The following is a 24,287-nucleotide window of genomic DNA, read 5'->3' on the forward strand; positions in this document are numbered from 1 at the left end:
TATATGCCCTTCCCAAATCCATCCCATAAGCACATTTCCGTGCAGGAAGCATTACGAAAAATGGAACATTACTGTGCCTATCAAGATCGTTGTCATAAGGAAGTGGTTGACAAGCTCAAAGGCATGCGTATGATTCCTCAGGCCATTGACACCATTATGGCCCACTTGATCCAGGAAAACTATTTAAATGAAGAACGCTTTGCCAGGAGTTTTGCACGTGGGAAATTCAACATCAAAAAGTGGGGTAAAAATAGGATTGTCAACGAGCTAAAAATGCGACAGATTTCAAGGTTCAATATCAAAAGTGCATTAAAAGAAATCGATGAGGAAGATTATAGGGTTGCACTGGATGAGCTTGCCAAAAAAAGATGGGAGCAGCTACAGGAACCCAATATTCAAAAGAAAAAGAAAAAAACGGCAGACTACTTATTGTATCGCGGGTGGGAAAGCCATCTGGTGTATGAAAAGCTGATGGAGCTTGTGCATCGGGATAATCCTAAAATAGGATAAATTCTTACTTCGGAAACACTACACTATGGGTTCTGGCAATGGCTCTCTCATTTTTCCAATCAATCCATTTTTGACCTTTTAGCCTCCGCATCAAATTGTCAAAATGCCTCATGAACATAATGTTATAAACCGCCTTTCCGAAGTTTCTGGGCCTGCGGGCAATGGCACGAAGACTCATGGAAAATCCAGGAGAAATGTATTTCATGTGGTGCCAATACCCTTCGGGTATATATAGCACATTGCCATGCTCCAAATGGGCAATATGACCTTTGGCATGCTTTAATGCCGGCCACTTTTCCAAATCAGGGTTTGCAAAATCGATATCCTCCCGGGTAATTAAAGAATGTGGAATCTTATATAAAAATTTGGTCTCGGATTGCGGAAAAAGAATGCACTGTTTTTTTCCTTCAAAATGAAAATGGAAGATATTGGCCAAATCAATATCGTAGTGCATGAAGGTGTGGGAATTGCTTCCGCCAAAAAAGAGCATTGGGAGACCCTTCATCAGGCGTAATCCAAAATCGGGATATTTAAAATCCTTTTGAAGTTCGGGTACTTCCTTCAGGACATTCCATAAAAAAATCCGATACTTGGTGGGCTCTCTTTTTAGCAGGTCAATATAGTCCCGCATCTTCATGCGGGCATGGGGCTCGTTGAACCCTTCATCATGCTTAACAGGTCTATCGTCATAGAGCGGAACCGTTTTCTCTCCGGCAATTTCCTTGATATAGTCCAAGTTCCATTTGGAATGCGCTGGCCAATCCTCAATGAATTGTTCGATAACCACCGGCTTTTGCGGTCGGAAGTATTTGCGAAGAAATTCCTTTTTGGTCAGGGTCTTTTCGCGAGGAATTTGGTCAAGGTTAAGCTCCAAAATTTCAATGATTTTGAAACAGCTAAATTAATAAAAGGTTTTTAAACGGGTATTTGTAGTCCTATTCCTTGGTAATTAGCTTCCCTTTCTCTTTTGCAACTTCGTTGCGCTCAATGGTATGTCCTGGGCGAGTCCACTTGGGTTTTTCACCTTTGGACTCAAACTGGGAATCCTCGGCTTCCACGGTTTTGGGTTGGGAAATTTTGGTAAAGGGTTTCTGCGGATTCAAACCCAAAAGCTTGAACATTTCCATATCCTCGTTCACGTCGGGATTAGGTGTGGTAAGCAATTTATCTCCTGCAAAAATAGAGTTGGCTCCTGCAAAAAAGCACATGGCCTGTCCTTCCCTAGTCATATCGGTTCGCCCTGCGGACAAACGAACTTGAGTCTCGGGCATTACAATTCGGGTGGTAGCTACCATGCGAATCATTTCCCAAATGGAAATAGGCTCAATATCTTCCATTGGCGTTCCTTCCACTGCAACCAAGGCATTGATTGGAACAGATTCCGGTTGCGGATTCAATGAAGCCAAAGCCACAAGCATCCCGGCCCGATCTTCCAAGGCTTCGCCCATGCCAATAATTCCACCGCTACAGACTGTTACATTGCTTTTGCGCACGTTGTCTATGGTATCCAAACGGTCTTGGAAAGCCCTAGTGGAAATTACATCCTTATAGTAGTCCTCTGAAGTATCCAGATTGTGGTTGTAGGCATACAGTCCAGCCTCGGCCAATCTTTTGGCCTGATTTTCCGTCAACATACCCAAAGTACAGCACACTTCCATATCCAGTTTGTTGATGGTTCGCACCATTTCCAAAACCTGGTCAAACTCGGGGCCATCCTTTACGTTTCTCCAAGCCGCACCCATGCAAACCCTGGAGCTTCCAGCTTGCTTGGCACGAAGTGCCTGGGCCTTTACTTGTTGCACACTCATCAAATCGTTCCCTTCAATATCGGTATGATATCTGGCGGCCTGTGGGCAATACCCGCAATCCTCAGGACATCCACCCGTCTTGATTGATAATAGGGTAGAAACCTGTACGGTATTTGGATCATGATGTTGTCTGTGGATGGTAGCTGCGTCGTACAACAATTCCATAAGGGGTTTGTTGTACACGTTAAGAATCTCTTCCTTGGTCCAGTCGTGTCTTGGTGCAATCATGGGTTGAGTATAATTCAGGGTCAAAAATAGCCCTTATTCCTTTAAACGTACAATGATATGGCGTTAAAAACAAAAAGGCCATGACAAAAGTCATGACCTCATTCTTCAAAAAATCAAGTTGTTATTCTGATTTTTTATTATCCTTGGGCTTATTGCCGGCAGCTTTGTCTGCGTTGGTTTCAGGAATCTCTTTTCCTTTCAAATATTCAGGCAATTGCATCCCTGCCATGTTGAACATTTCCTGTAAGGGCGGAACCGATTTGTACATTCCCGAAATAAAGTTGGCCGTGGAATTCTTACCGTCTTCGGTCTTGCCTCCAGAATCCCAAACCGTAACCTTATCAATTTTGATGTTTTTGATGGCTTCGGCTTGTTTCTCCACCAGTTCAGGTAGCTTATCGGCAATCAAAAGCAGCACAGCGTCTTTAGGGTTATTACCAGCAGCTTTAACAATTTGGTCCAGCCCTTCGGCTTGCTTGGTCAATACTTCAAAAATTCCTTTTGCTTCCGCTTCTGCTTTAAAGAGAATTGCATCCGCCTCACCTTTGGCTTTTCTTCGAATCATTTCCGCCTCAGCTTCCGCATCAATCTCAACTTTACGCTTATCTATTTCTGCAGGAACCACAATATCGGCTACCTGGGAACTACGCTCCCTTTCTGCCCGCGCCATTTCAGCATCTTTTTCAGCAGCATAGGATTCTTCCAAAGCTTTGGCCGCCTGCACTTTTTCTGCTGCGATAGCAGTACGTTCAGCTTCAGCCTCTCTTTGTCTACGCAAAGAATCCGAGTTGGCCACGTCAATCTTAGCTACGTTTTCTCCTTCCACAGCTTTTGCATTGGCCGCGGCAACTTGGGTTCGTTCGTCCTGCAGGGCATTGGCCTCTCCAATGGAACCATCCCTATTCTTTTCAGCAACGGACTTTCTTGCGGCATTGATGGCATGTGCTGCAGCCTCTTTTCCAAGGGCTTCAATATAGCCAGATTCGTCTACGATATCAGTGATGTTTACATTAATCAATTTCAGACCAACTTTCTTCAACTCAGACTCCACACTTTGAGAAATATTGGACAAGAACTTATCCCTATCCGAGTTGATTTCCTCAATATCCATGGAAGCCACAACCAGACGGAGTTGACCAAAAATGATTTCCTTGGCCAAATCCTGGACTTCCTGCATGCCCAAGCCCAAAAGTCGTTCAGCAGCATTCTGCATAATTCCAGGCTCGGTAGATATACCAATAGTAAATCTGGAAGGCACGTTAACCCTAATATTTTGTCTACTCAGGGCGTTGGTAAGGTCAACTTCAATTGAAATTGGGGTCAGATCCAAAAATTCGTAGTCCTGAATCACGGGCCAGATAAAGGCTGCGCCACCATGGATACATTTGGCTGAATTGCCAGATCCAACCTTTCCATAGACCACCAAAATTCGGTCAGAAGGACACCTTTTGTACCTCCGGATAAAAGAAATGATAATAATAAAGGCGAATAAAATGGCAAAGCCAATGCCTAAGAGCGAAGCTCCTCCGCCCAGCTGTAAGGGTAATAATAGCATATGGTTATTTATTTAGGAGTTTAACAATCAATATTCCGTTATCGGTAACTTCTTTTACTTGGACCACATTACCTTGGGTCAGGTCCATGTCCTCATCTGTCAAGGCTTGTAATTCGCGCAAGGTTCCCTGCACATTTATGCTCACTTTGCCAATACTTGAGCGATTGGCACCTATGGTCAAGTAAACTTCCCCAATTTGATTTAGAGCATTTTTCAATTTTAAGGTTCCACTGCTCTGCATCTTGCTGAGGTAATAAAACAGGGAAGCCATGAGCAACATCATAAGCAAACCACAAACCACGGAAATAATAATGGTTGTGCCTGTTGAAAGTCCATTTTCAATGCAAGAGATTCCAGACCAACCAAAAATGGTAAAAAAGCCCACAAGATTTTTAAAGGAAAGGAATTGAAACCCGATACCACCATCACCATCAATATCTGCATCTATATCACCACTAACATCATCAATATCCCCACCTACAAAGGTCAAAATCATTAAGATGAGCAGTACTACCGAACCTGCAAGTGCAGTTATCCAATAGACTTTTTCAAAAAGGGTGAGCGCGGTAAACCATTCTTCCATAATCAATAGTTTTAGGTTGTTATTTTGATTAAAAAGATAAGACTTTTGTGTAATAAAAAACGTCTTATTTGGAAAGTAAAATAGACACGGCATTCCCTCCAAAGCCTACGGCATTTACCATCACATTTTTGATGGCTTTCGACCTCGGTTCTTGACTAAAAAAAGGAGTGGTAATGTAGGTTTGGTGCTGTAACATGAGCAGGGCCAACTCAACGCTTAAAAGTCCTGATGCACCAAAGGTGTGACCTACTTTCCATTTATTGGTTGCCAAAAATGGAATTTTGTTACAAAAAACTTTTTCTATGGCCTTATATTCTGACAAATCTCCCTTTACGGTACCGGGTGCATGCATCACAATGGCATCCACTTCGGATGAATCTAGATTGCCCAAGGCCATTTTCATGGAATCCTGAAAACACTGGGCATCAGTGGAAATGGAAACGTTATGCTCTAAGGGTTCGGTGGCATACCCGATCCCAATAATGTAGCCCATGGCATTTGCTTGTTTTCCTCTTTCCAAACAAGCCATGGCCGCGCCTTCTCCCAAGACCATGGAATTATGTTTCTTCTCCAAATCCATGGCACAAGAAGGGTATTGTATTTTTCGGGCTCCTCTCGACTGCGCTCGAGGTGACATTTTTGAATATATTTTTAAGGCCTGCATCTGGGCAATGGTAAAAGGGGTCAGTGGTGCCTCGCTGCCACCCACCAAGAATTTGTCGGTCAAGCCACTCTGTAGCCAAGCCACCGCATTTAAAACTGCATGTAAGGCCGTTGAGCAGGTTATGGAATGGGATATAGCCGGTCCTTTTGATTTTAAGTCATGGGCTACCCAGGACGAAATATTTCCCAAAGTAGTGGTCGGGGAAGACAAGGTGGAGGATTTCCCGTCTTTCAAGTATGCCTCATGGTACTTTTCAAACAAGCCGGTCGCACCTCGAGATGACCCAATGTTCACCCCAAAATTGGCAGTAGCATCCCAACCTGATTGTTCAATGACCCTTCTGGCCGCCAAAAGTGCAAAAAGCACAGAATCGTCCAGCTGTTCGTATTTGGAATCGGATTGCTTAAGGGCGGAAACCTCAGCTTTCAAAGATTCGGGAAGATAAGAGGCCCAAACTTCTTGGTCACCAATATAAGCGTGGGTTAGCTTATGATTCCCTTTTTGATAAGAATTCCAGACTTCTGGCATGGAGCTCCCCAATGCAGAAATGGAAGATAGGGCGGTTATGGAAATGGGTTGTTCCAACATTTTTGATTGACTATACAATTTCCAAAGCTGATTTTATCGTATGGTAAATCTTGTTCATTTGAATCTCTGATATTACATAAGGCGCGAGGATGTATATCGTATTCCCCAAAGGCCTAAGAAAAACACCTTCATCCATAAAATGTTTGAACAATTTGTCTCTTAGATTGCCATAGCGCTCCATCTGAATATCCAAATCCAACGCATAAATTACTCCAAGCTGTCTGGTTTGGGCGACCTTTGGATGGTCTTTAATCTCCGCATCAAATGCTTTATGCCACTGGATAATGTTTTGGATGTTTTCCTGAATTTCCTCGGTTTGCAATAGCTCAACAGCCGCCAGGGCAGCAGTACAGGCCAATGGGTTTGCCGTATACGTATGACCATGGAAGAGGCCCTTGGTTATATCATCACTATAAAAAGCTTGATACACTTCTTGGGTACAGGTAGTCAATCCCATGGGAACAAGCCCCGCGGTCAACGCTTTGGACAAGCAGATGATATCCGGTTTGGTTTCCAAATAGTCCGAAGCAAAGTGTTTCCCCGTTTTACCAAATCCAGTCATAACCTCATCCGCAACAGTGAGCACCCCATGATTCTTTAAAAGTGCCAATACTCGGTCAAGTCCGTCAGCATCGTGGATTTTCATTGCTGCGGCACCTTGAACCAGGGGCTCATAAATAAATCCAGCAATAGTGTTGTTTTTCAGTTTGCTTTCCAACTCTGCCAATAAAGGTTCGATGTTGTCTTGCGTTGGAACGGGAATGCGATCCACTTCTATAAAGAAATCCTCAAATGGTCCATTGTACACAGATAAGCCTGAAACGGACATCGCCCCAAACGTATCCCCATGGAACCCTTCCTCAAAGGCCAACAGGACATTGCGTTTTTCGCCTCGGTTAAAGTGGTATTGCAATGCCATTTTAATCCCAATTTCCGTAGCCGTGGATCCATTATCCGAGAAAAAGAGTTTTTCTTGGTTGGCAGGCAATATTTTGATCAGTTCTTCTGAAAGTTTCACCGCTGGTTCATGGGTAAACCCACTAAAAACCACTTGATCCAACTGCTGCATCTGGTTCCCCACCTTTTCCAGAATATAGGGATGACAGTGGCCATACATACAAGTATACCAGGAGGAAATGCCGTCTATATATTCCTTTCCTTCCTCATCAAAAAGTAACACGCCTTTGGCTTTGGAAATGGCCAACATTTCCGAATGGGTCTTATGCTGTGTAAGTGGGTGCCAAAGATGCTTTTTGTCCCGATCCGATAACTTTTCCAATGTTGTGGGATTAGTCAAACGATTCAATTTATATATCTTGCAAAGATGGTAATTAAAACCTAAAAAACACCAACCACACCGTGCTTAAGAAAGCTATTGGATTTCTTGATTCCCTAAACAGCAGATTAGACTGGAAAACGGTATTTTTTGTGTTGTTTTTGGTTGCCTTATTTATTCGATTTCCCTTTTTTTTTAGGGACTATGTAGATCGGGATGAGAGCACATTTATTATCATGGCGCAATCCTGGGTAGATGGACATTTACCCTATACCCAGCTGTGGGATTTAAAACCTCCGATTACCTTTTTATTTTTTGCTGGGGTTATTGCTGTATTTGGGAAGAGTTTTATTGCCATCCGCTTGTTTGGAACGCTATTGGTTGCACTTACCGCACTTTTCACCTATGGTATGGCAACACGAATAACCACCAAGAAAGTGGGCTTTTGGTGCGCCATGTTTACCGTCTTCTTCCTGAGTCTTTTTGGTAGTTTACAAGGCGTTATGTCCGAGCATATATGCACGCTGTTCTTGGTAATGGCTCTTTATTTACTGCTTGCCAAGAATGGACTAGGGTGGCATTTGGTTATAGGGCTTCTCCTTGGAATTTCGGTAATGTCCAAACTGAATATGGCCTATCCCATACTGGCCCTTGGTATCTACTTGCTGTGGGCCGCGTTTAAGGGGCAACATTTCTGGAAAGATTTGCAACATCTAATCTGGATGGGTATCGGATTTGGTTTATTGGTAACCTTAACTGCTGTTCCTTATTATCTTCAAGGGGAACTGACTACATGGTGGGGGTCTATTTTTGAAGCTCCTTTGGCCTATTCGCAATCTAAATTTCATTCCATAGCTAAAGCACTACCAGTGGTTTTGGGCACCCTTCTCTTACTTGGTTTGGGTATTGGCAAAAGGCTTATCGATATAAAATCCAAGGAAATCCAGGTATTGCTGCTGGTTATTTTAGGCGTCCTTATTTCATTTATGCAAACGGGGAAGGTCAATGGTCATTATCTAATACAGCTGTATCCCTTTTTACTTATTCTGGTGGCCATTGCTGTGAGTAAATTGCCCCCTCTGAAAAAAAATCTCCAAATGGTCGTAGGTGTTCTGCTTGTACTGATTCCGATGGAGGCCTATTTGGAGTACGCCAATGTTGTCAACAATAAAATGGAAAAGGGTTCCTTTTTTAATGGAGAGGGAATAGACGTCCCCAACTATATCATTGAAAACCAGCTAGAGACCAAGAACATCTTCTTTACGGAATATCATATTGGGTATTGGGTTTTGGGGGAAACTCCACCGACCAAAGCTGCGACCCACCCTAGCAATATAACCAGGGACAAGCTCTTTCCATTTATGGACAACCCAAGAACAACAGGCATGGAAGAACTTCGTTATATCATGGAGGAAATCAAGCCGAAAACCTTGGTGACAAGAAAGCGTGAAACCATTTTTGACAAAAAACTATTGGAATTCAACGCCTATATAGATGTCTATCTAGCCCAGCATTATAAACTGGTGAAAACTATTGACCGTGGATTGATCTATCAGCGGTTAGAATGATTCCAGGGCTTGCTTGAATTTAGCGGCATATTTGCTTACCATTTCCTTATTAAATCCCTGTTCTTCATTAATTCTTCCTAGGAAAGTGATCCCTGTTTTCTTAAGTATTATGCTTTCGGTAGTGGGATGCTCATCCCCACTAAAAATGATTCCAATCCTAAGATTTTTTTCCTGGAGTTTTTCAATGGTTAAAAGGGAATGATTAATACTCCCCAAGTAATGGCGGGAGACCACAATCACCTTGTCCTCGGGTTGAATCAAATCAAAAATGGTATCCTTTTCATTTAGAGGAACCAACAATCCTCCTGCACCTTCAACCACCAGTCTGTTTTGAGTTTTAGGGGGTATCATCTTATCCAATTCTATATGAATCCCATCAATTTCTGCAGCGGCATGTGGACTCATGGGAGTCTGCAACGCATAACTATTCTGATGAATCTTGGTCTTGGAATTGGAAATCAATTCTTGGATTTTATGACTGTCGGAATATTCTAAATCTCCAGCCTGTACAGGTTTCCAGTAATCGGCCTCCAAGGCTTCCACCACAATGGCCGAAGCAACGGTCTTACCCACTTCGGTGGATATCCCGGTAATAAAATAGCTCATGATTCAGGTTTTGTAATAAAATTGCAGCTTGTACATCTGTATTTCTTGGGCTCAAAGAAGGGGAAAAGTTTGTAAAAAATACTGCTTCTCGAATAATAAATTTCCGATCGTTCCGCCTTGCAGTTTGGACAAACAATGGGTTTGCCCCCCATATCAGTGGCATAGTTTCGCACTTCATCAAATATGCGTTTGGCCCTTTCCATATCCGTGGTATACACCTGCAGCTTAACCCCTCCTATGGCGCTGCTGATCAAAGGATCGGAATTTATGGTATTTTCATCCCTCAAAAACACCTGAATGCCCTCAGCTTCCAGCTTACCCTTGATAATTTGGACATCTGCTGGAAATTCAAAGCTTCCCAAAGTAAAAAACTCTTGTTTCATCGGCTCCTGTAATTTTTGATTTCACCTAAAACCCTACTCATTTCCGCTTCGGTATTGAAGGCATGCAAACAGAATCTCAGCCGTTCCTCTCCCAACTTGACGGTTGGTGAAAGAATGGGTTTGACATCAAAACCAGATTTTTGCAAATGACCCGCCATGGACTTAGCCTGTTGGTTTCCAGAAACAATGAGACAATGCACCGCGGAATCGCTTTCAACAAAATCTCCTTCCAACCCCTCTTGACGAATCAGCTCTTTAAAATACTTGATATTTTTCTTCAATTTTTGAACCTGGCCCATCCCTTCAACCTCCAAAAATTGATAAGATGCCATAATTCCTGCTACGGAATGTGGTGAAAGTGCCGTAGTGTAAATCAAGCTTCGAGCAAAATTTACCAAATAAGATTTCAAATCCCGACTGCCCAAAATAGCAGCACCATGAGAACCCATGGCCTTTCCAAAAGTGATCACCCTTGCAAAAATCTCGTCCTGAAGTCCCTGTTCGCAAACCAAATCCCTTCCATCGCCATAAATCCCTGTTGCGTGGGCTTCATCAACAATAAGATGTGCATTGTATTCTTTGGAAAATTGAACCAGTGCCTTCAGGTCTGGTGAATCTCCATCCATTGAAAAAACAGATTCGGTGACGATGTAAATTTCGGTTTCAAGATTTCTCGACTGCGCTCGAAGTGACATTTCAACCTTGCTTTGTAAATCTTGAATATCCTTATGGGCAAACTTATAGCTCTTCGCATTCCCCATTTTGATTCCATCCCGAATGCTGGCATGTATCAGTTCGTCATAAAAAACCACATCACCACGTTGGGGAACTGATGAAAACAGTCCAAGGTTGGCATCGTATCCCGAATTAAAGACCAAAGCTGCATCTGCTTGGTGGTGTTTAGCCAAAAAAGATTCCAACTTTGGGTATTGTGCGTGATTCCCTGAAAGCAATCTGGAGCCGCTAGCTCCGTGCCTCGGTTCCCCATTCTTCTGAAGTAGCTCCCGAGTCATATCACTTATCTTCCTTTCCCGAGTAAAACCGAGGTAATCATTGGAGGAAAAATCAACCCTATCCGTCTCCTTGGGCAAGTTTCTCACGGACTGATTTGCCGAACGTTCCGCAAGTTTGGATTCCAATTTTGATGGCAGTTTCCCCATGCCCCAAATTTAGTGTTTACTCTCTTTAAATGATTAAATTAGTTGCTTTCTAATAGCAATCAAATGAGGCTACTTTTTTCCCTAATTTCCCTACTTGCGGTTTTACCCTTACTGGGTCAAACCAATTCCTATTCCATTTCTTTTGAAAATGCTGTACATCACGAAGCTTTAATTACAGCTACTTTTCCCGCTATAAAAACCGACACCCTTGCGTTGCGGATGAGCCGTACATCTCCGGGGCGATACGCACTTCATGAATTTGCTAAAAATGTATACGATTTTAAGGCGAGCGATGGCAAGGGAAATCCGTTGGTCGTGACGCGGCCAAATCCGTATGAATGGATGGTCTCTGATCATGATGGCATCATTAAAATAAGCTATATCCTGTTCGCGAATCGCGGGGACGGCACCTATTCCCAGATAGACGAAACACACGCCCATTTGAACATTCCGGCCACTTTTATGTATGCCCCTGCCTTACAGGAACGGCAAATTGAAGTCAATTTTAATGTTCGGAAAGATTTGGGTTGGAAAGTGGCTACCCAATTGCCGTTGGTTTCTGGAACTACCTACTCCGCGCCCAATTTGTTCTACTTTATGGACAGCCCTACCGAAATCAGCAATTTTACACTTAAATCTTTTGATTTGGACGGGCAGACGATACAAATGGCATTGCATCACAACGGAACCGAGGAGGAGGCTGACACCTATTTTGAGAAAGTGAAAAAAACCGTTTTGGCGCAAAAGGAGGTATATGGGGAACTTCCCAATTTTGATTATGGAACCTATACCTTTTTAGCTTGTTATATTCCCAACGCTTCGGGAGATGGAATGGAGCATAGAAATTCTACCATTCTCACCAGTACCCGAAGCTTGTCGGAAGGTGGAATAGTACGCAATATTGGGACAGTTTCCCATGAATTTTTCCATGCCTGGAATGTGGAGCGAATTCGCCCAAAAAGCCTGGAACCCTTCAACTTTGAGGAAGCCAACATGAGTGGGGAGCTCTGGTTTGCCGAGGGCTTTACCAGTTATTATACCAATTTGATCTTGTGTAGAGCTGGCTTAATTTCTCCAAAGGAATATGTAGAGGGCCTTACGGGTACCTTCAATTATGTTTGGACGTCCCCGGCAAGGCGGTTCTTTAATCCCATAGAGATGAGTTATCAAGCTCCCTTTGTGGATGCGGCAACATCCGTAGATCCCGTTAACCGCGAAAACACCTTTATTTCTTATTATTCCTATGGTAGTGTTTTAGGCTTGGCCTTGGATCTATCACTGCGACAAAACGGGTTTACCTTGGACGATTTTATGAAATTGGTGTGGGAGAAGTTTGGGAAAAAGGAGATTCCCTATACCATTACAGATCTTCATGAAACCCTCAATCAATATGCGGGAAAAGCGTTTGGAGATGGCTTCTTTAATACCTTTATATACAAAAGCGGGATGCCCAATTACAAGACACTTCTGCAACTTGCTGGCGTAAACTTGGCTCAAAAAAGAGAGCAGCCCCATTTTGGCTCCTTTGTTTCTATGAGCGAAGATGGAGCACGTATTAGGCGCAACCCAGCAATTGGGTCTCCAGCGTACAAGGCGGGTTTGGCCAAAGGGGATGTTATACTAAATATCAATGCCATTCCCTTCGCAGAAGTACAAAATTTCAGTGCCTACCTGGAACAATTTGAGCTGGAAAAACCACTTCAAGTAAGTTACAGACGGTTTGGGATTAAAAAAACTACGGCCATAGTCCTGACACCAAGCCCTTCTTATTCCATCAAGCTTATGGAAGATATGGAGGGAACACCTTCCGAGGAAATGGTGGCCTTCCGAAAATCTTGGCTCAAAACGGAATAAATGGTTCTATACACGCAGGCATCCAACGATGACCATCTGGAACAAATTCTTGAACTCCAGCAGCAGAACCTTCCCAAAAATCTATCCGCGGATGAACTGAAAAATGAGGGTTTTTTAACGGTGGAACATTCCTTTTCCGTTTTAAAGGAGATGAATGACGAATGTGGGCACATCATCGCATTGGACAATGAAAAGGTGGTAGCCTATGCCCTTTGTATGCATCCTAAATTTTCCGAGAGCATCGAGGTATTAAAACCCATGTTCCATGAAATAAATCTGGCAATTGGCGGACGTCAAAACTTTATGGTGATGGGGCAAATCTGTGTTGCTAAAAGTCATAGGGGCCAGGGGGTTTTTAGGAAGTTATATGAAACCATGAAAGAAAAACTTCCCATGGGAATGGATACGATAATTACCGAGGTGGACGCAAAGAATCAACGTTCCCTAAATGCGCATCTTGCTATCGGATTCACTGAGCTCAAGCGATATCAAGGAGATAATGGCAAAGACTGGGTATTGATTGTATTAAAATAAAAAGCCACTCCAAAGAGTGGCCTTTCCAATATTATTTTTCAAGAGGGAAATTAGTCCGCTAAAACAATAACCTTGTTGTCCTTCATTTCAATAGTGCCACTGGTAATGGACAAAACTGTCTCCCCATTGGCTCCTTTTGAAAATTTGCCCTGAAATTCCTCTTCTATCTGAATGTCACCTTGTACTTTCACATCACCTTCTTGCAAAAGGGATACAATGGGCGCGTGATTCTGCAACATTTGAAATTCTCCATTAATACCAGGAACAGTGACCGAGGTTACTTCTCCCGCAAACAAAGTGGCTTCTGGTGATACGATTTCTAAATACATTTTTTATTGTCATTCCCGTTTTCACGGGAATCTTTTATAATTAATAATGCTTCGACTGTGCTCAGCACTCACCTTGGCTACGCCTCGGCAAGCATTTTCTCACCAGCTTCAATGGCATCTTGGATGCTTCCCTTAAGGTTGAAGGCCGATTCTGGCAAGTGATCCAACTCACCATCCATAATCATGTTGAAGCCTTTGATAGTATCCTTGATGTCTACCAATACCCCAGGGATACCTGTAAACTGCTCAGCCACATGGAAAGGTTGGGAAAGGAAACGTTGTACCCTTCTTGCTCTACCCACAGCCAATTTATCCTCTTCGGAAAGTTCTTCCATACCAAGGATGGCAATAATATCCTGAAGCTCTTTATAACGTTGCAACAACTCCTTAACACGTTGTGCGCATTCGTAATGATCTTTTCCTAAAATCTCAGGAGTCAAAATCCTGGAAGTGGAATCCAATGGATCCACAGCAGGATAAATACCCAACTCAGCAATTTTACGGGAAAGTACCGTAGTTGCATCCAAGTGGGCAAAGGTAGTTGCAGGAGCAGGATCCGTCAAGTCATCCGCAGGTACGTAAACCGCCTGTACCGATGTAATAGATCCTCTTTTTGTAGAGGTAATTCGTTCCTGCATGGCACCCATCTCTGTTGCCAAGGTAGGTTGATAACCCACCGCAGAAGGCATACGACCCAATAGGGCAGATACCTCTGAACCAGCTTGAGTAAAACGGAAAATGTTATCTACGAAGAAAAGTACGTCCTTTCCTTGTCCATCTCCAGCACCATCACGGAAATATTCCGCAATTGTCAATCCTGAAAGGGCCACCCTTGCACGTGCACCAGGAGGCTCGTTCATCTGTCCAAACACAAAAGTTGCCTTGGACTCCTTCATGGCTTTTTTATCTACTTTGGATAAATCCCATCCCCCTTCTTCCATGGAGTGCAAGAAATCATCACCGTACTTGATAATTCCGGATTCCAGCATCTCACGAAGCAAATCGTTTCCTTCACGAGTTCTTTCACCCACACCGGCAAATACAGAAAGACCACCGTGTCCTTTTGCAATGTTGTTGATTAATTCCTGAATCAATACGGTCTTACCTACACCAGCACCCCCGAACAATCCAATCTTACCACCTTTGGCATAAGGCTCAATCAAGTCAATTACCTTGATACCTGTAAAAAGTACTTCAGTAGAAGTGGAAAGATCTTCAAATTTTGGAGCTTCCCTGTGAATTGGGAGTCCGTTGTCTCCTTCTTTGGGAAGGTTTTCCAAACCATCAATAGCGTCTCCAATTACATTGAAAAGTCTACCGTACACATCCTCACCAATTGGCATTTGGATTGCATTTCCAGTAGCATGGGCATCAACACCTCGGCTTAAACCATCTGTTGAATCCATGGAAATGGTACGAACCGTATTTTCCCCGATGTGCGACTGCACCTCAAGCACCAACTTGGTACCGTCAGCTTTATCGATTTCCAAGGAATCGTATATTTTCGGAATCTCTGTGCCCGATTCAAACTCAACGTCAATGACGGGGCCAATAATTTGGGCAACCTTACCTGTAACTTTAGACATTATTGTGTTTATTTTTAATTGAATACGACGGAAAAAACTGCTTTTTTTCCGGCTGCAAAGATATACTATTACATTGTAATGAAAAACTTAAAAACGGCTTTTTTTAGCAACAAAAAGGGCACTGTTTTTAGCAGTGCCCTTATTCACTTTTTTAATGTCAATTGTTATGGATTTATGGTCCAAGAAACATAGTAAATAGAACCTATATTTCCAGTACCTATAGCAGTAAAGTATTCATCTCCCAAAAGGTTTGATCCCCCTACCTTAAACACGGATTTGATACTGGGCACAGTATAATTCATTTGCGCATCGAGTACCGTAAAGGAAGGCACATCCCCATCCGCGAAGGAAGCTTCCCAGAAGAAACTATCACTCCACCTATAATTCACATTGAATCCAAAGTTTTTGAAAAGCTCTGTATTTCCAAAAGACGCCTTGACCTTGTGCTTGGGGGTATTGAAGTTGGTTCTGAAATCCGGGAACCTGGCCTTGTCAAAATCAAGTTCAGTATAGGTATAATTAACCCCCAAATCAAAATCTCCAAAAATTTTGGTGTCCACTCCAACGGTTCCTCCGTATGAATTGATATCCACTGTGGAATTGGTATATGTCTGATACGGTTTTCTATCTCCGTTTTGTAGGGCCAATAATGAAAGACCACCGTCACCCGCAGTTCCATAGTACGGAACCAAAACGGTTACATTGGCAATAAAGTCCTTATACCTGTTGTAGTATCCACTCAAATCAATAGTGAACTTTCCAATCTGTCCACGATAACCAGCCTCAAAAGTCGTAATCTCCTCTGGTTTGATTACGGATGTGTTAACTGCTTCAGGAGCACCGCTTAATACAGAATTCAGGGAATAGGCATTCTCATAGGCTGCTCTTCCCACAATGTCCACAGTCGACTGACCAATCAGGCCTTGACCATTTTGACTTACCTCAAAAGTTCTTACATCCCTATCCAAGTTATCCGGAGCAGAACCCACCAATATGGCAGCACCTGCATCCAAACCAATGAACAAATCCTGGGTGGTTGGGTTTCTAAAACCTTGCTGGGCAGATATCCTGATGTTGTGATTACGGTTTTCGCCTGCGGTGTATGCCAAAGCAACTCGAGGAGAAACAAACCCATCAAAAAATTCATTCTTGTCGTAACGTGCGGACCCAGTAAATTTGAAGCGATCGTCTGCAAACTTTTTTTGCACTTGAACATAAGCTCCATATTCATTATAGGTAATAGGGCCATCTGAATCCGTGAAGATTGTTCCTCCTGAATTCAATTCATATTCCCTAAACGATCCGCCAATTTGAATGTCCGCCCAATCATCTATTAAATGTGCTATGTTATAATTTCCGTTAATATGACGGAATTTGGTATTGTCGATAAACTTGGCACCTGTAGTCAAATCCCCGTCATTGATTACCGCATTGAATGCACTTTGGAATCCAGGCGTTCCCGGAATCAGTCGTCCTGTATCTGCTGCCTGTCTAGCTGCTGCATGCGCGGCGGTTGAAGCTTGCTCAGGGGTAAGACCTCCTTGCTGTATCCCTCCAAGATAAGTAGGGATATAAGTTCCTGCATATTCCGTAAACCATTGGGTATCTCCCTTCCATCTTCGGTTTAAATTGATTGCCGCAAAACGGGTATCGTATGCATCCCCAGAATTTTCAGAAACTAGGTACCCTCTAATAAAGAAGTTGTCATTTTTAAGTTCCAATTTATGCTGCTGCATGGAAAACCCACTAACAGCATATCTGTTCGAACCTTGATAAATTGTTGTACCTCGACCAATCCGTCCATTGTAAATCAACTCCAAATCCGTCCCAAAAGGTCGGTAATGAATGGCAAAATCGGTCTTTACACTTTCTGCATTATAATCTGCCAAATCCCTTTCATCATATCCTGTTCTTGAAATCGTTGCCGTTCCAACGGTTCCACTGGGTAGCCCGGCAGCGGCATCAAAATCCAAGGTAGTTGAAACCTCATCCCCATAAACGTTCAAACCATCATATGCTGGATTGGAACGATCGGCTCCAGGATTAGCCAGGTCCAAAATGCTGTTGGCATGCCAATCCTCCCCTTTTAAAATGGAAATGTTTGCTTTAACTGCCAACTTATCACTAAATGCATGGGCGGCCCTTACACCAAAATCATAATAATTGTTATCCCCAGCAGCTTCTTGGGAAGTAATTCCCGTTTTTCCATAGGCACTGATTCCCTGAAAATCAAAAGGGTTTTTACTTCTCATGAACAAAATACCATTAAAGGCGCCAGCACCATAAAGTGCGGAAGATGCTCCTGGAAGGATTTCCACACTCTGTACATCCAATTCTGACATCCCCACCAGGTTACCCAGCACAAAATTTAGTCCGGGCGCAGTATTGTCCATGCCGTCCACCAACTGTAAAAAACGGTTGTTGGCAAAAGTGGCAAAACCTCTGGTGTTAATGGATTGGAAGGTTAGACTGTTGGTGTTTATATCTACTCCCTTTAAATTTTGAAGTCCTCCATAAAATGACTCCGCGGTTGTGTTTTTGATTTCCTTAAGACCAAACCGTTCCACAGATACCGGAGATTCAAAGATTCGTTCAGGGGTTCGGGAAGCGGAGATTACAATTTCATCTAAAAAAGTAGAGGCCTCTGACATCACAATTGAAAGTGTTTAATTGTTTGAGGTTACATCCGCTACATAATCTGCAAAACCTATGGCCGTAAACTGAAGTTGAAACGGGGGCTGTTCTGAAGTATTGAAAGTGAAATTTCCATCAAAATCCGTAGTGGTTCCTTCTGCTTTTCCAACCAGGACAACATTGGTCCCAGGAATGGGTTCATTATTTTCATCAACTACTGTTCCTTGAACTGTTGTTTGCGCATAAGTTAGGTAACCAAACAACATGAAGGAAAGAATGACTAGTCTTCTCATCAGTTTTTAATTTGAGTTAAAATAGTTTTAAAAGTGTGTTAAGCATTGCAGGCGGAAGATACATTTTTTTTCATTTGATTTCGTCAAAATCAAAAAAAATTATGCATGCATAGTACTTTATTGCTAAAAAAAGTGCGTTTTATCTACCATTTTAACAAAAAAACTGTGAAAATCGAAAGCTTTTTAAAGTATTATCGAATTCTGAAGGTCACTCCACGGTAACCGATTTGGCCAAATTCCGGGGTTGATCTACGTTGCAATCCCTCATCACGGCAATATGGTACGAAAGCAATTGAAGCGGTATGGTTGTCAATAAAGGTGTCAGACATTCAGTAGCCTCTGGAACTTCTATAACGTGATCGGCCAACTCCCTCACTTGCTCATCTCCTTCGGTTACAATGGCAATGATTCTACCCTTTCTGGATTTGATCTCTTGAATATTGCTCACTACTTTTTCGTAATGACCTTTTTTAGTGGCGATGACCACCACAGGCATTTGCTCATCGATCAAGGCGATGGGGCCATGTTTCATTTCGGCCGCTGGATAGCCTTCGGCATGGATATAGCTGATTTCCTTCAATTTTAATGCCCCTTCCAACGCTACAGGGAAGTTATAGCCCCTTCCCAAATAAAGACAGTTGGAGGAATCTTTATATATTTCTGAAATCTCCTCGACCAGCGCATTGGATTCCAAAGTTTTTTCCACCTTGGATGGAATGCTTTCCAGCTCGGTCAATATCTCGTGGTACTTGGATTCAGAGAAAATACCCTTTTCGTGGGCAAGTTTCAATGCAATCAGGGTCAGTACTGTTATCTGTGTCGTAAACGCCTTGGTCGAAGCCACACCAATTTCCGGTCCGGCATGGGTATAGGCACCTGCATGGGTCTCCCTTGCAATGGAGGAACCCACTACATTACATACCCCAAACACAAATGCTCCTTTTTCTTTGGCCAATTTGATTGCCGCCAAGGTATCTGCGGTTTCCCCAGATTGGGAAATGGCAATCAGTACATCGTTTTCCGTGATAACGGGGTTTCGATATCTAAACTCGGAAGCGTATTCCACCTCAACGGGAACGCGTGCCATGTCCTCAAAAATATATTCTGCTACCAAGCCGGCGTGCCATGAGGTACCGCAGGCCACAATAATAATTCTGTTGGCATTAAGGAATTTCTCCAGGTTCTGGTCAATTCCCGCCATTCTAACAATGCCTTGATCGGCCAGTAAGCGACCCCTGTAAGTATCCAGAATAGCACGTGGTTGCTCATAGATCTCCTTGAGCATGAAATGTTCATAGCCGCCTTTCTCTATTTCTTCAAGATTCATTTGAAGCTCAAGAATATTTGGATAGGCTATGGCATCATCCTTGATCTTGCGTAATTTGATTTCCTTTCCAATCCTCACAATGGCCATTTCTTCATCTTCTAGGTAAACGGCATTGTTCGTGAATTCTATAAAGGGAGATGCGTCGGAAGCTATAAAATATTCGTTCTCACCAATTCCTATGGCCAAGGGACTTCCCAGTTTTGCCACCACAATTTCATCGGGCTTGTTTTTGTCAAACACAGCAATGGCATAAGCCCCTACCACCTGGTTCAAGGCAATTTGTACAGCCTGTCCCAGCTTCACTCCTTCTTTTTTCTTTACCTCCTCAATCAAATTAACCAGAACCTCGGTATCCGTATCCGATTCAAAGGTGTAACCGCGTTCTGTAAGTGCTTTTTTAATGGATTCGTAGTTCTCAATGATTCCATTGTGGATTATGACCAAATCCCCGGAATTGGAATAATGTGGGTGTGAATTAATATCGTTGGGCACACCATGGGTAGCCCATCGGGTATGGCCCAATCCCAATTTACCATCCATGGTAATGGTGGCCTCACTCTTCTTTTTTAAATCCTCTACCTTTCCCTTGGTTTTGGACAAATGGGTGTCCACCCCATCAAACAGAACTATTCCGGCACTATCATAGCCCCGATATTCCAAACGTTGCAGACCTTTAATAATAATAGGATACGCATCCCTATGACCAATATACCCCACAATTCCGCACATATGATTGAGTTTTAAGCTATTTGATGAATGACTTTGTTGCCAAATTTAGTCCCAAAAAGGGAAATTTTGACGCCTGTAAGTCATAAAACGAAAAAAGTCTATGAATGGTATGCCTAGTTGGCCTCCGTGTAATAAATTTCAAGCTTGAGTTTTTTGTCCTCATCGGCGGCATCTACGTTGCTACCAAACAATACAGTTCCCAAAGGATTAATGTTGGACATAACAGGTACGTCAATAATTTCTTCAACCGAACCCATAGCCTCTAAAACTGCAGCAATTCCAATATTGGAAGTCACGGTTAGCGCCAATCTGGCATTGGTAGAATCCCTTACCACGATATCATTGATGTGATTCGTAATTCTAAACTTGTACTGGGTCCCCTGATTATTTTCTCTTTGAAGGATGCCATCAAAATCCAAGAAAAGCCCTAAGGGTTCATTGGTGTTACTGGTTTCTATTGTGGCATCATAAATTGGCTGATTGGTTTCCGCATTATATAGGTACAACCTGGATGGTTCATCGGAAATCCCCATTGATGCATCCAAGGTAGTACGGTCTACATAAAAGACAAGATTGGCCTCGTTAATGATCCAATTGTTCTGCTTGATTTGATTTATCAAATCCCCGCCGCCATTGATGGTTTCTTCAAACAACCTTATTTCCGTAAAGGTTCCAGTACCTCCACGGACGTATATTTTGGACGCATTTTCACCATTATCAAGGGCGTTGGCAATATCCGCAGGCAAAATATCATCTTGCAAAATATTGACTGCATTTCCCAAAATCGTTCCATTATTGTTGACCAGAAGGTTCAGGACAAAATCACGTTCCACCGTTTCTACTTCTTCCTCGGTGGAATTGTAATCTTGAAATTCGTAGGTGATGGTAATGGTGGCTTGCGTCAAATCCAATAAAAACATAAGTTCCTCGCTATCTGAAGAACCTGCCAAATGTATGCCGCGGATATAGTCTGAAAAATTGGCTTGACTGATTAATTCGGCATCCCCTTCCTTGTCCAAAATCTCTTGGAAAAAAGCGTTGTTCAAGGGAACGCGAATTCCAGGCGCAATTCTATTTTCTACTTGAAGCGATTCATCCACGTCACTTGTTTCAGGATCGTCCTCAAACCACTCCAGCTCCTCTTCGTTATTTACAATGACCTCTCCACTAAAAAGCTCTTGATCCACAAATGCCGAAAAATCCTGATTGGAAAAATACTCTTGAGCCTCCTCAAAATTGGTATTCGGATCCAAGTCCCTTAGGTAGTATGTGAAAGAAGAAACCTTAAGATTGAAGGCTTGGGTCCTATCCCCAAAAATACTGTCCAAATCGAAACGTTTTGCAAAAGTATTGGCAATGAAATCCTCTCCTGTTCCATCCTCATCGGGATCAAAAGGGTCAGACCCAATGATGCGTTCCTCATTATCTGAAACCCCATCCCCATCCTCATCGGAATTAGGGTCGCTTGAATCGTTATCAAACTCATCTTCCACACCATCGCCATCATTGTCCCTCAGCGTAGTTGGGGGCAATTGGAATGGTATGTATAAAAAGACCTCCTTTACGGTCTCGTTTTCTTGAATGGTATTGTCATTTTCGTCATTGTCCGCATTGTCCTCTGTCTCTTGCGAAAATTCACCAAAAATCGGATTTCCTTGTCCGCCATTTGGCAACCAAAGTTGTGAAGCTATACTGGCATTCCTTTTTCCATATACCCCATCATTCAAGGTTCCTAACTGATAAAGGGGAAGTTTGTTGGTCTGAACGGCTTCCACTCCCTTGTTAAAGGCAAAAACTTCATACTCCGCCTTCCCCGTGGTAAACGGTTCTCCCGCAACCACACCCTCACCTAGGGTGCCCAATTCCTCCTCACAGGATGTATTGATTAGAAATAAAGTTCCAACCCAGGCTGAAACCCATATAATCCTAGAAAATTTCATGCAATTTATTTTAAAACTTCTGTCTTATAGAAATTTGTGTACGCCTCTTCTGCCTCTTGGAGAGAAACATAGGGCAGTACGGGTTTGGAAAGATTTGCAATATGGCTTTTCAAGTCCTCTGAAATCTCCTCCGAGGCTAAAATAACCGCATCGGAATAATCCACTGCAACTTTTAACAAATTATTATAGTCAGGTGTTGTAAGCGAAGCTATCTGCTCCTCCTTGATCCCGTCAAAAGCAATTTTGTTGATCATTTTCCCATCCAACTCTCCTTCATAACCTCTATCGTACACGGAGGTAACAATCTTACTATCCGCAAACAAGGGTTCATCGGAATAGTATTCCCTTAGATATAAGGGAAGCAAGGAAGCCATCCAACCGTGAACATGAATAATATCTGGAGACCAATTCAGTTTTTTTACGGTTTCAACCACCCCTTTGGCAAAGAAAATGGCACGTTCATCATTGTCAGGAAAAAGATTGCCCTCCGCATCGGCAAAGGTTGCTTTTCTTTTAAAGTACTCATCGTTATCAATAAAGTACACCTGGATTCTCTCCCTTGGAATAGATGCAACCTTAATGATCAACGGCATATCCATATCATTGATTACCAGATTCATCCCTGATAAACGAATAACCTCGTGAAGCTGATGTCTCCGCTCATTGATATTCCCGTATCTGGGCATGAATATGCGAATCTGACCCCCATTGCTGTTAACCATTCTGGGCGCTTCGTACGACATTAAGGAAACTTGATTCTCTGGGAGGTAGGGCACTAATTCAGAAGATACAAACAATATCTTTTTACCATTCATAAACACTTTCTTTTGCTTATCCGAAAAACGTAGGCGCAAAAGTACAAAAATTATGCTGATTAGCAGTATTTATAGTATTTTTGCACGCTTTTGATTTGCGCTATGCACGTATTTGACCGTAAGAAGGATTTACAATCCTTCCTGCAAAATGAAAGAAACAAAAATCGTACCATTGGCTTGGCACCTACCATGGGGGCGTTGCACCAAGGCCATTTGTCTTTGGTAAAAAAGGCCATTCTGGAAACCGATGTTGTTGTTGTAAGCGTGTTTGTAAACCCAACCCAATTTGATCAAAAAGAAGATTTGGAGAAATATCCCAGAAATCTTGAAAAAGATTTGGACCTACTCCAAAGTGTTGACCCAAACATTGTAGTGTTTACTCCAACAGCATCCGAAATCTATGGAGATCAAGTAGTCTCCAAATCCTATGATTTTGACGGACTTGACAAGGTCATGGAAGGGGCCTTTAGAATAGGACATTTTGACGGTGTTGGAACCATCGTGGAATTATTTTTAAGAACAGTATCCCCAAATACGGCATATTTTGGAGAGAAAGATTTTCAGCAACTCCAAATCATTAAGAAAATGGTGGAAGCCAAGCAACTACCTTATAAAATAATAGGTTGCCCCATTGAAAGGGAAGCCCATGGTTTGGCCATGAGCTCACGTAATGAACGCCTCTCTCCTTCGACTAGGCAAGAAGCTGGATTTATATACAAAACCTTAAAAGCTGCCAAGGCTAAATTTGGCACGGAAAGTGCTAAAGGAATTAAGGACTGGGTTAATACCCAATTTGCCGAAAACAAAACATTGGAGTTGGAGTATTTTGAAATCACGGATGAAGACACCTTAACCCCAATGAACAAAAAACAGGCAAACCAAAAATATAGGGCTTTCATTGCCGTTTATGCTGATGGAGTCCGATTGATAGACAATCTAAGATTGAATTAATTAATTTTGCGCCATGCAAGTTGAAGTAGTAAAATCAAAGATCCATAGAGTAAAGGTCACTGGTGCCGATCTCAATTACATTGGGAGTATTACCATTGACGAAGACCTTATGGATGCTGCGAATATCATCAGGGGAGAAAAGGTACAAATCGTGAACAACAATAACGGTGAGCGATTGGAAACCTATGCGATTCCAGGGCCAAGGGGTTCTGGGGAGCTTACCCTTAACGGTGCCGCTGCACGCAAGGTTGCAGTTGGCGACGTACTTATTTTGATCACTTATGCATGGATGGGTATAGAGGAAGCCAAATCCTTTAATCCTGCATTGGTCTTCCCCAACGAGGAAACCAATATGCTAAACTAGTT

The 24,287-nt window shown here is 42.7% G+C and carries 20 protein-coding genes and 1 pseudogene; 6 read left to right on the top strand and 15 right to left on the bottom strand.

Features of this window, described 5'->3' with window-relative positions; all coding sequences use genetic code 11:
- Nucleotides 1–3 precede the first annotated feature (3 nt).
- Complete coding sequence (locus tag ACOOE0_RS03705) at nt 4–510, top strand: regulatory protein RecX (RefSeq protein ID WP_420401128.1); 507 nt, start codon at nt 4–6, stop codon at nt 508–510.
- Between the two features lie 4 nt (nt 511–514).
- On the opposite strand, the gene ACOOE0_RS03710 is transcribed toward ACOOE0_RS03705, so the two are convergent.
- The 6 genes from ACOOE0_RS03710 to bioA form a co-directional block, all read right to left on the bottom strand.
- Nucleotides 515–1,384, bottom strand: coding sequence for a cupin-like domain-containing protein (locus tag ACOOE0_RS03710; RefSeq protein WP_420401129.1), 870 nt, complete (start codon nt 1,382–1,384; stop codon nt 515–517).
- Nucleotides 1,385–1,445: 61 nt separating this feature from the next.
- Complete coding sequence (gene bioB / locus ACOOE0_RS03715) at nt 1,446–2,546, bottom strand: biotin synthase BioB (protein WP_420401130.1); 1,101 nt, start codon at nt 2,544–2,546, stop codon at nt 1,446–1,448.
- Between the two features lie 121 nt (nt 2,547–2,667).
- Nucleotides 2,668–4,101 carry a flotillin family protein gene (locus ACOOE0_RS03720; RefSeq protein WP_420401131.1) on the bottom strand — a complete coding sequence of 478 codons (1,434 nt, stop codon included), beginning with the start codon at nt 4,099–4,101 and terminating at the stop codon, nt 2,668–2,670.
- 4 nt (nt 4,102–4,105) lie between these two features.
- Entirely contained in the window at nt 4,106–4,684 is a 579-nt protein-coding gene (locus ACOOE0_RS03725; protein WP_420401132.1) for a hypothetical protein, read from the bottom strand.
- Nucleotides 4,685–4,748: 64 nt separating this feature from the next.
- Nucleotides 4,749–5,933: a beta-ketoacyl synthase N-terminal-like domain-containing protein gene (locus ACOOE0_RS03730; protein WP_420402195.1), complete on the bottom strand. Its 1,185-nt coding sequence runs from the start codon at nt 5,931–5,933 to the stop codon at nt 4,749–4,751.
- 13 nt (nt 5,934–5,946) lie between these two features.
- Complete coding sequence (gene bioA / locus ACOOE0_RS03735) at nt 5,947–7,215, bottom strand: adenosylmethionine--8-amino-7-oxononanoate transaminase (protein ID WP_420401133.1); 1,269 nt, start codon at nt 7,213–7,215, stop codon at nt 5,947–5,949.
- Between the two features lie 80 nt (nt 7,216–7,295).
- Between bioA and ACOOE0_RS03740 the strand changes: the two genes are divergently transcribed.
- Nucleotides 7,296–8,780 (top strand): ArnT family glycosyltransferase, encoded by a 1,485-nt coding sequence (locus ACOOE0_RS03740; protein WP_420401134.1) that lies wholly within the window; start codon nt 7,296–7,298, stop codon nt 8,778–8,780.
- Here the strand turns inward: ACOOE0_RS03740 and bioD are convergent.
- Genes bioD through ACOOE0_RS03755 form a run of 3 tightly spaced genes read right to left on the bottom strand, consistent with a single transcriptional unit; the run spans nt 8,772 to nt 10,929 of the window.
- Nucleotides 8,772–9,386 (bottom strand): dethiobiotin synthase, encoded by a 615-nt coding sequence (gene bioD, locus ACOOE0_RS03745; protein ID WP_420401135.1) that lies wholly within the window; start codon nt 9,384–9,386, stop codon nt 8,772–8,774. The genes ACOOE0_RS03740 and bioD overlap by 9 nt on opposite strands.
- On the bottom strand, nt 9,383–9,769 hold the full coding sequence (locus tag ACOOE0_RS03750) for a DUF2007 domain-containing protein (RefSeq protein WP_420401136.1): 387 nt from the start codon (nt 9,767–9,769) through the stop codon (nt 9,383–9,385). The genes bioD and ACOOE0_RS03750 overlap by 4 nt, the downstream gene beginning before the upstream one ends.
- Nucleotides 9,766–10,929: an aminotransferase class I/II-fold pyridoxal phosphate-dependent enzyme gene (locus tag ACOOE0_RS03755; RefSeq protein ID WP_420401137.1), complete on the bottom strand. Its 1,164-nt coding sequence runs from the start codon at nt 10,927–10,929 to the stop codon at nt 9,766–9,768. Before ACOOE0_RS03755 ends, ACOOE0_RS03750 begins: the two co-directional genes overlap by 4 nt.
- Before the next feature lie 63 nt (nt 10,930–10,992).
- Here ACOOE0_RS03755 and ACOOE0_RS03760 point away from each other — a divergent pair, with 63 nt between their 5' ends.
- Both ACOOE0_RS03760 and ACOOE0_RS03765 read left to right on the top strand, forming a co-directional pair.
- Complete coding sequence (locus ACOOE0_RS03760; RefSeq protein ID WP_420401138.1) at nt 10,993–12,783, top strand: M61 family metallopeptidase; 1,791 nt, start codon at nt 10,993–10,995, stop codon at nt 12,781–12,783.
- Nucleotides 12,784–13,317, top strand: a complete 534-nt coding sequence (locus tag ACOOE0_RS03765) for a GNAT family N-acetyltransferase (protein WP_420401139.1) — start codon at nt 12,784–12,786, stop codon at nt 13,315–13,317. It abuts the gene before it with no gap.
- A gap of 50 nt (nt 13,318–13,367) precedes the next feature.
- Here ACOOE0_RS03765 and ACOOE0_RS03770 read toward each other — a convergent pair whose 3' ends face one another.
- The 6 genes and pseudogenes from ACOOE0_RS03770 to ACOOE0_RS03795 form a co-directional block, all read right to left on the bottom strand.
- On the bottom strand, nt 13,368–13,646 hold the full coding sequence (locus ACOOE0_RS03770) for a F0F1 ATP synthase subunit epsilon (protein WP_420401140.1): 279 nt from the start codon (nt 13,644–13,646) through the stop codon (nt 13,368–13,370).
- A gap of 77 nt (nt 13,647–13,723) precedes the next feature.
- Nucleotides 13,724–15,232 carry a F0F1 ATP synthase subunit beta gene (atpD, locus tag ACOOE0_RS03775; RefSeq protein ID WP_420401141.1) on the bottom strand — a complete coding sequence of 503 codons (1,509 nt, stop codon included), beginning with the start codon at nt 15,230–15,232 and terminating at the stop codon, nt 13,724–13,726.
- A 164-nt stretch (nt 15,233–15,396) separates the two neighbouring features.
- A pseudogene (locus tag ACOOE0_RS03780) lies at nt 15,397–18,159 on the bottom strand (TonB-dependent receptor).
- Between the two features lie 208 nt (nt 18,160–18,367).
- On the bottom strand, nt 18,368–20,215 hold the full coding sequence (gene glmS, locus ACOOE0_RS03785) for a glutamine--fructose-6-phosphate transaminase (isomerizing) (RefSeq protein ID WP_420401142.1): 1,848 nt from the start codon (nt 20,213–20,215) through the stop codon (nt 18,368–18,370).
- A 113-nt stretch (nt 20,216–20,328) separates the two neighbouring features.
- Complete coding sequence (locus ACOOE0_RS03790; RefSeq protein ID WP_420401143.1) at nt 20,329–22,155, bottom strand: DUF4270 family protein; 1,827 nt, start codon at nt 22,153–22,155, stop codon at nt 20,329–20,331.
- 5 nt (nt 22,156–22,160) lie between these two features.
- On the bottom strand, nt 22,161–22,970 hold the full coding sequence (locus tag ACOOE0_RS03795) for a glycogen/starch synthase (RefSeq protein WP_420401144.1): 810 nt from the start codon (nt 22,968–22,970) through the stop codon (nt 22,161–22,163).
- A gap of 102 nt (nt 22,971–23,072) precedes the next feature.
- Here ACOOE0_RS03795 and panC point away from each other — a divergent pair, with 102 nt between their 5' ends.
- Together panC and panD are read left to right on the top strand one after the other, a co-directional pair.
- Complete coding sequence (gene panC / locus ACOOE0_RS03800) at nt 23,073–23,921, top strand: pantoate--beta-alanine ligase (RefSeq protein ID WP_420401145.1); 849 nt, start codon at nt 23,073–23,075, stop codon at nt 23,919–23,921.
- 13 nt (nt 23,922–23,934) lie between these two features.
- Entirely contained in the window at nt 23,935–24,285 is a 351-nt protein-coding gene (panD, locus tag ACOOE0_RS03805) for an aspartate 1-decarboxylase (protein WP_420401146.1), read from the top strand.
- Nucleotides 24,286–24,287: the final 2 nt, after the last annotated feature.

The sequence above is a fragment of the Flagellimonas sp. genome (assembly GCF_965215805.1).
Lineage (GTDB): Bacteria > Bacteroidota > Bacteroidia > Flavobacteriales > Flavobacteriaceae > Flagellimonas.

What these genes read in the sequence shown, in the direction of transcription:
- ACOOE0_RS03705 (WP_420401128.1), top strand. Translation starts at nt 4, where the DNA reads ATGCCCTTCCCAAATCCATCCCATAAGCACATTTCCGTGCAGGAAGCA.
- bioB (WP_420401130.1), bottom strand. Translation starts at nt 2,546, where the DNA reads ATGATTGCACCAAGACACGACTGGACCAAGGAAGAGATTCTTAACGTG.
- ACOOE0_RS03720 (WP_420401131.1), bottom strand. Translation starts at nt 4,101, where the DNA reads ATGCTATTATTACCCTTACAGCTGGGCGGAGGAGCTTCGCTCTTAGGC.
- ACOOE0_RS03725 (WP_420401132.1), bottom strand. Translation starts at nt 4,684, where the DNA reads ATGGAAGAATGGTTTACCGCGCTCACCCTTTTTGAAAAAGTCTATTGG.
- bioD (WP_420401135.1), bottom strand. Translation starts at nt 9,386, where the DNA reads ATGAGCTATTTTATTACCGGGATATCCACCGAAGTGGGTAAGACCGTT.
- ACOOE0_RS03750 (WP_420401136.1), bottom strand. Translation starts at nt 9,769, where the DNA reads ATGAAACAAGAGTTTTTTACTTTGGGAAGCTTTGAATTTCCAGCAGAT.
- ACOOE0_RS03755 (WP_420401137.1), bottom strand. Translation starts at nt 10,929, where the DNA reads ATGGGGAAACTGCCATCAAAATTGGAATCCAAACTTGCGGAACGTTCG.
- ACOOE0_RS03760 (WP_420401138.1), top strand. Translation starts at nt 10,993, where the DNA reads ATGAGGCTACTTTTTTCCCTAATTTCCCTACTTGCGGTTTTACCCTTA.
- ACOOE0_RS03765 (WP_420401139.1), top strand. Translation starts at nt 12,784, where the DNA reads ATGGTTCTATACACGCAGGCATCCAACGATGACCATCTGGAACAAATT.
- ACOOE0_RS03770 (WP_420401140.1), bottom strand. Translation starts at nt 13,646, where the DNA reads ATGTATTTAGAAATCGTATCACCAGAAGCCACTTTGTTTGCGGGAGAA.
- atpD (WP_420401141.1), bottom strand. Translation starts at nt 15,232, where the DNA reads ATGTCTAAAGTTACAGGTAAGGTTGCCCAAATTATTGGCCCCGTCATT.
- glmS (WP_420401142.1), bottom strand. Translation starts at nt 20,215, where the DNA reads ATGTGCGGAATTGTGGGGTATATTGGTCATAGGGATGCGTATCCTATT.
- ACOOE0_RS03790 (WP_420401143.1), bottom strand. Translation starts at nt 22,155, where the DNA reads ATGAAATTTTCTAGGATTATATGGGTTTCAGCCTGGGTTGGAACTTTA.
- ACOOE0_RS03795 (WP_420401144.1), bottom strand. Translation starts at nt 22,970, where the DNA reads ATGAATGGTAAAAAGATATTGTTTGTATCTTCTGAATTAGTGCCCTAC.
- panC (WP_420401145.1), top strand. Translation starts at nt 23,073, where the DNA reads ATGCACGTATTTGACCGTAAGAAGGATTTACAATCCTTCCTGCAAAAT.
- panD (WP_420401146.1), top strand. Translation starts at nt 23,935, where the DNA reads ATGCAAGTTGAAGTAGTAAAATCAAAGATCCATAGAGTAAAGGTCACT.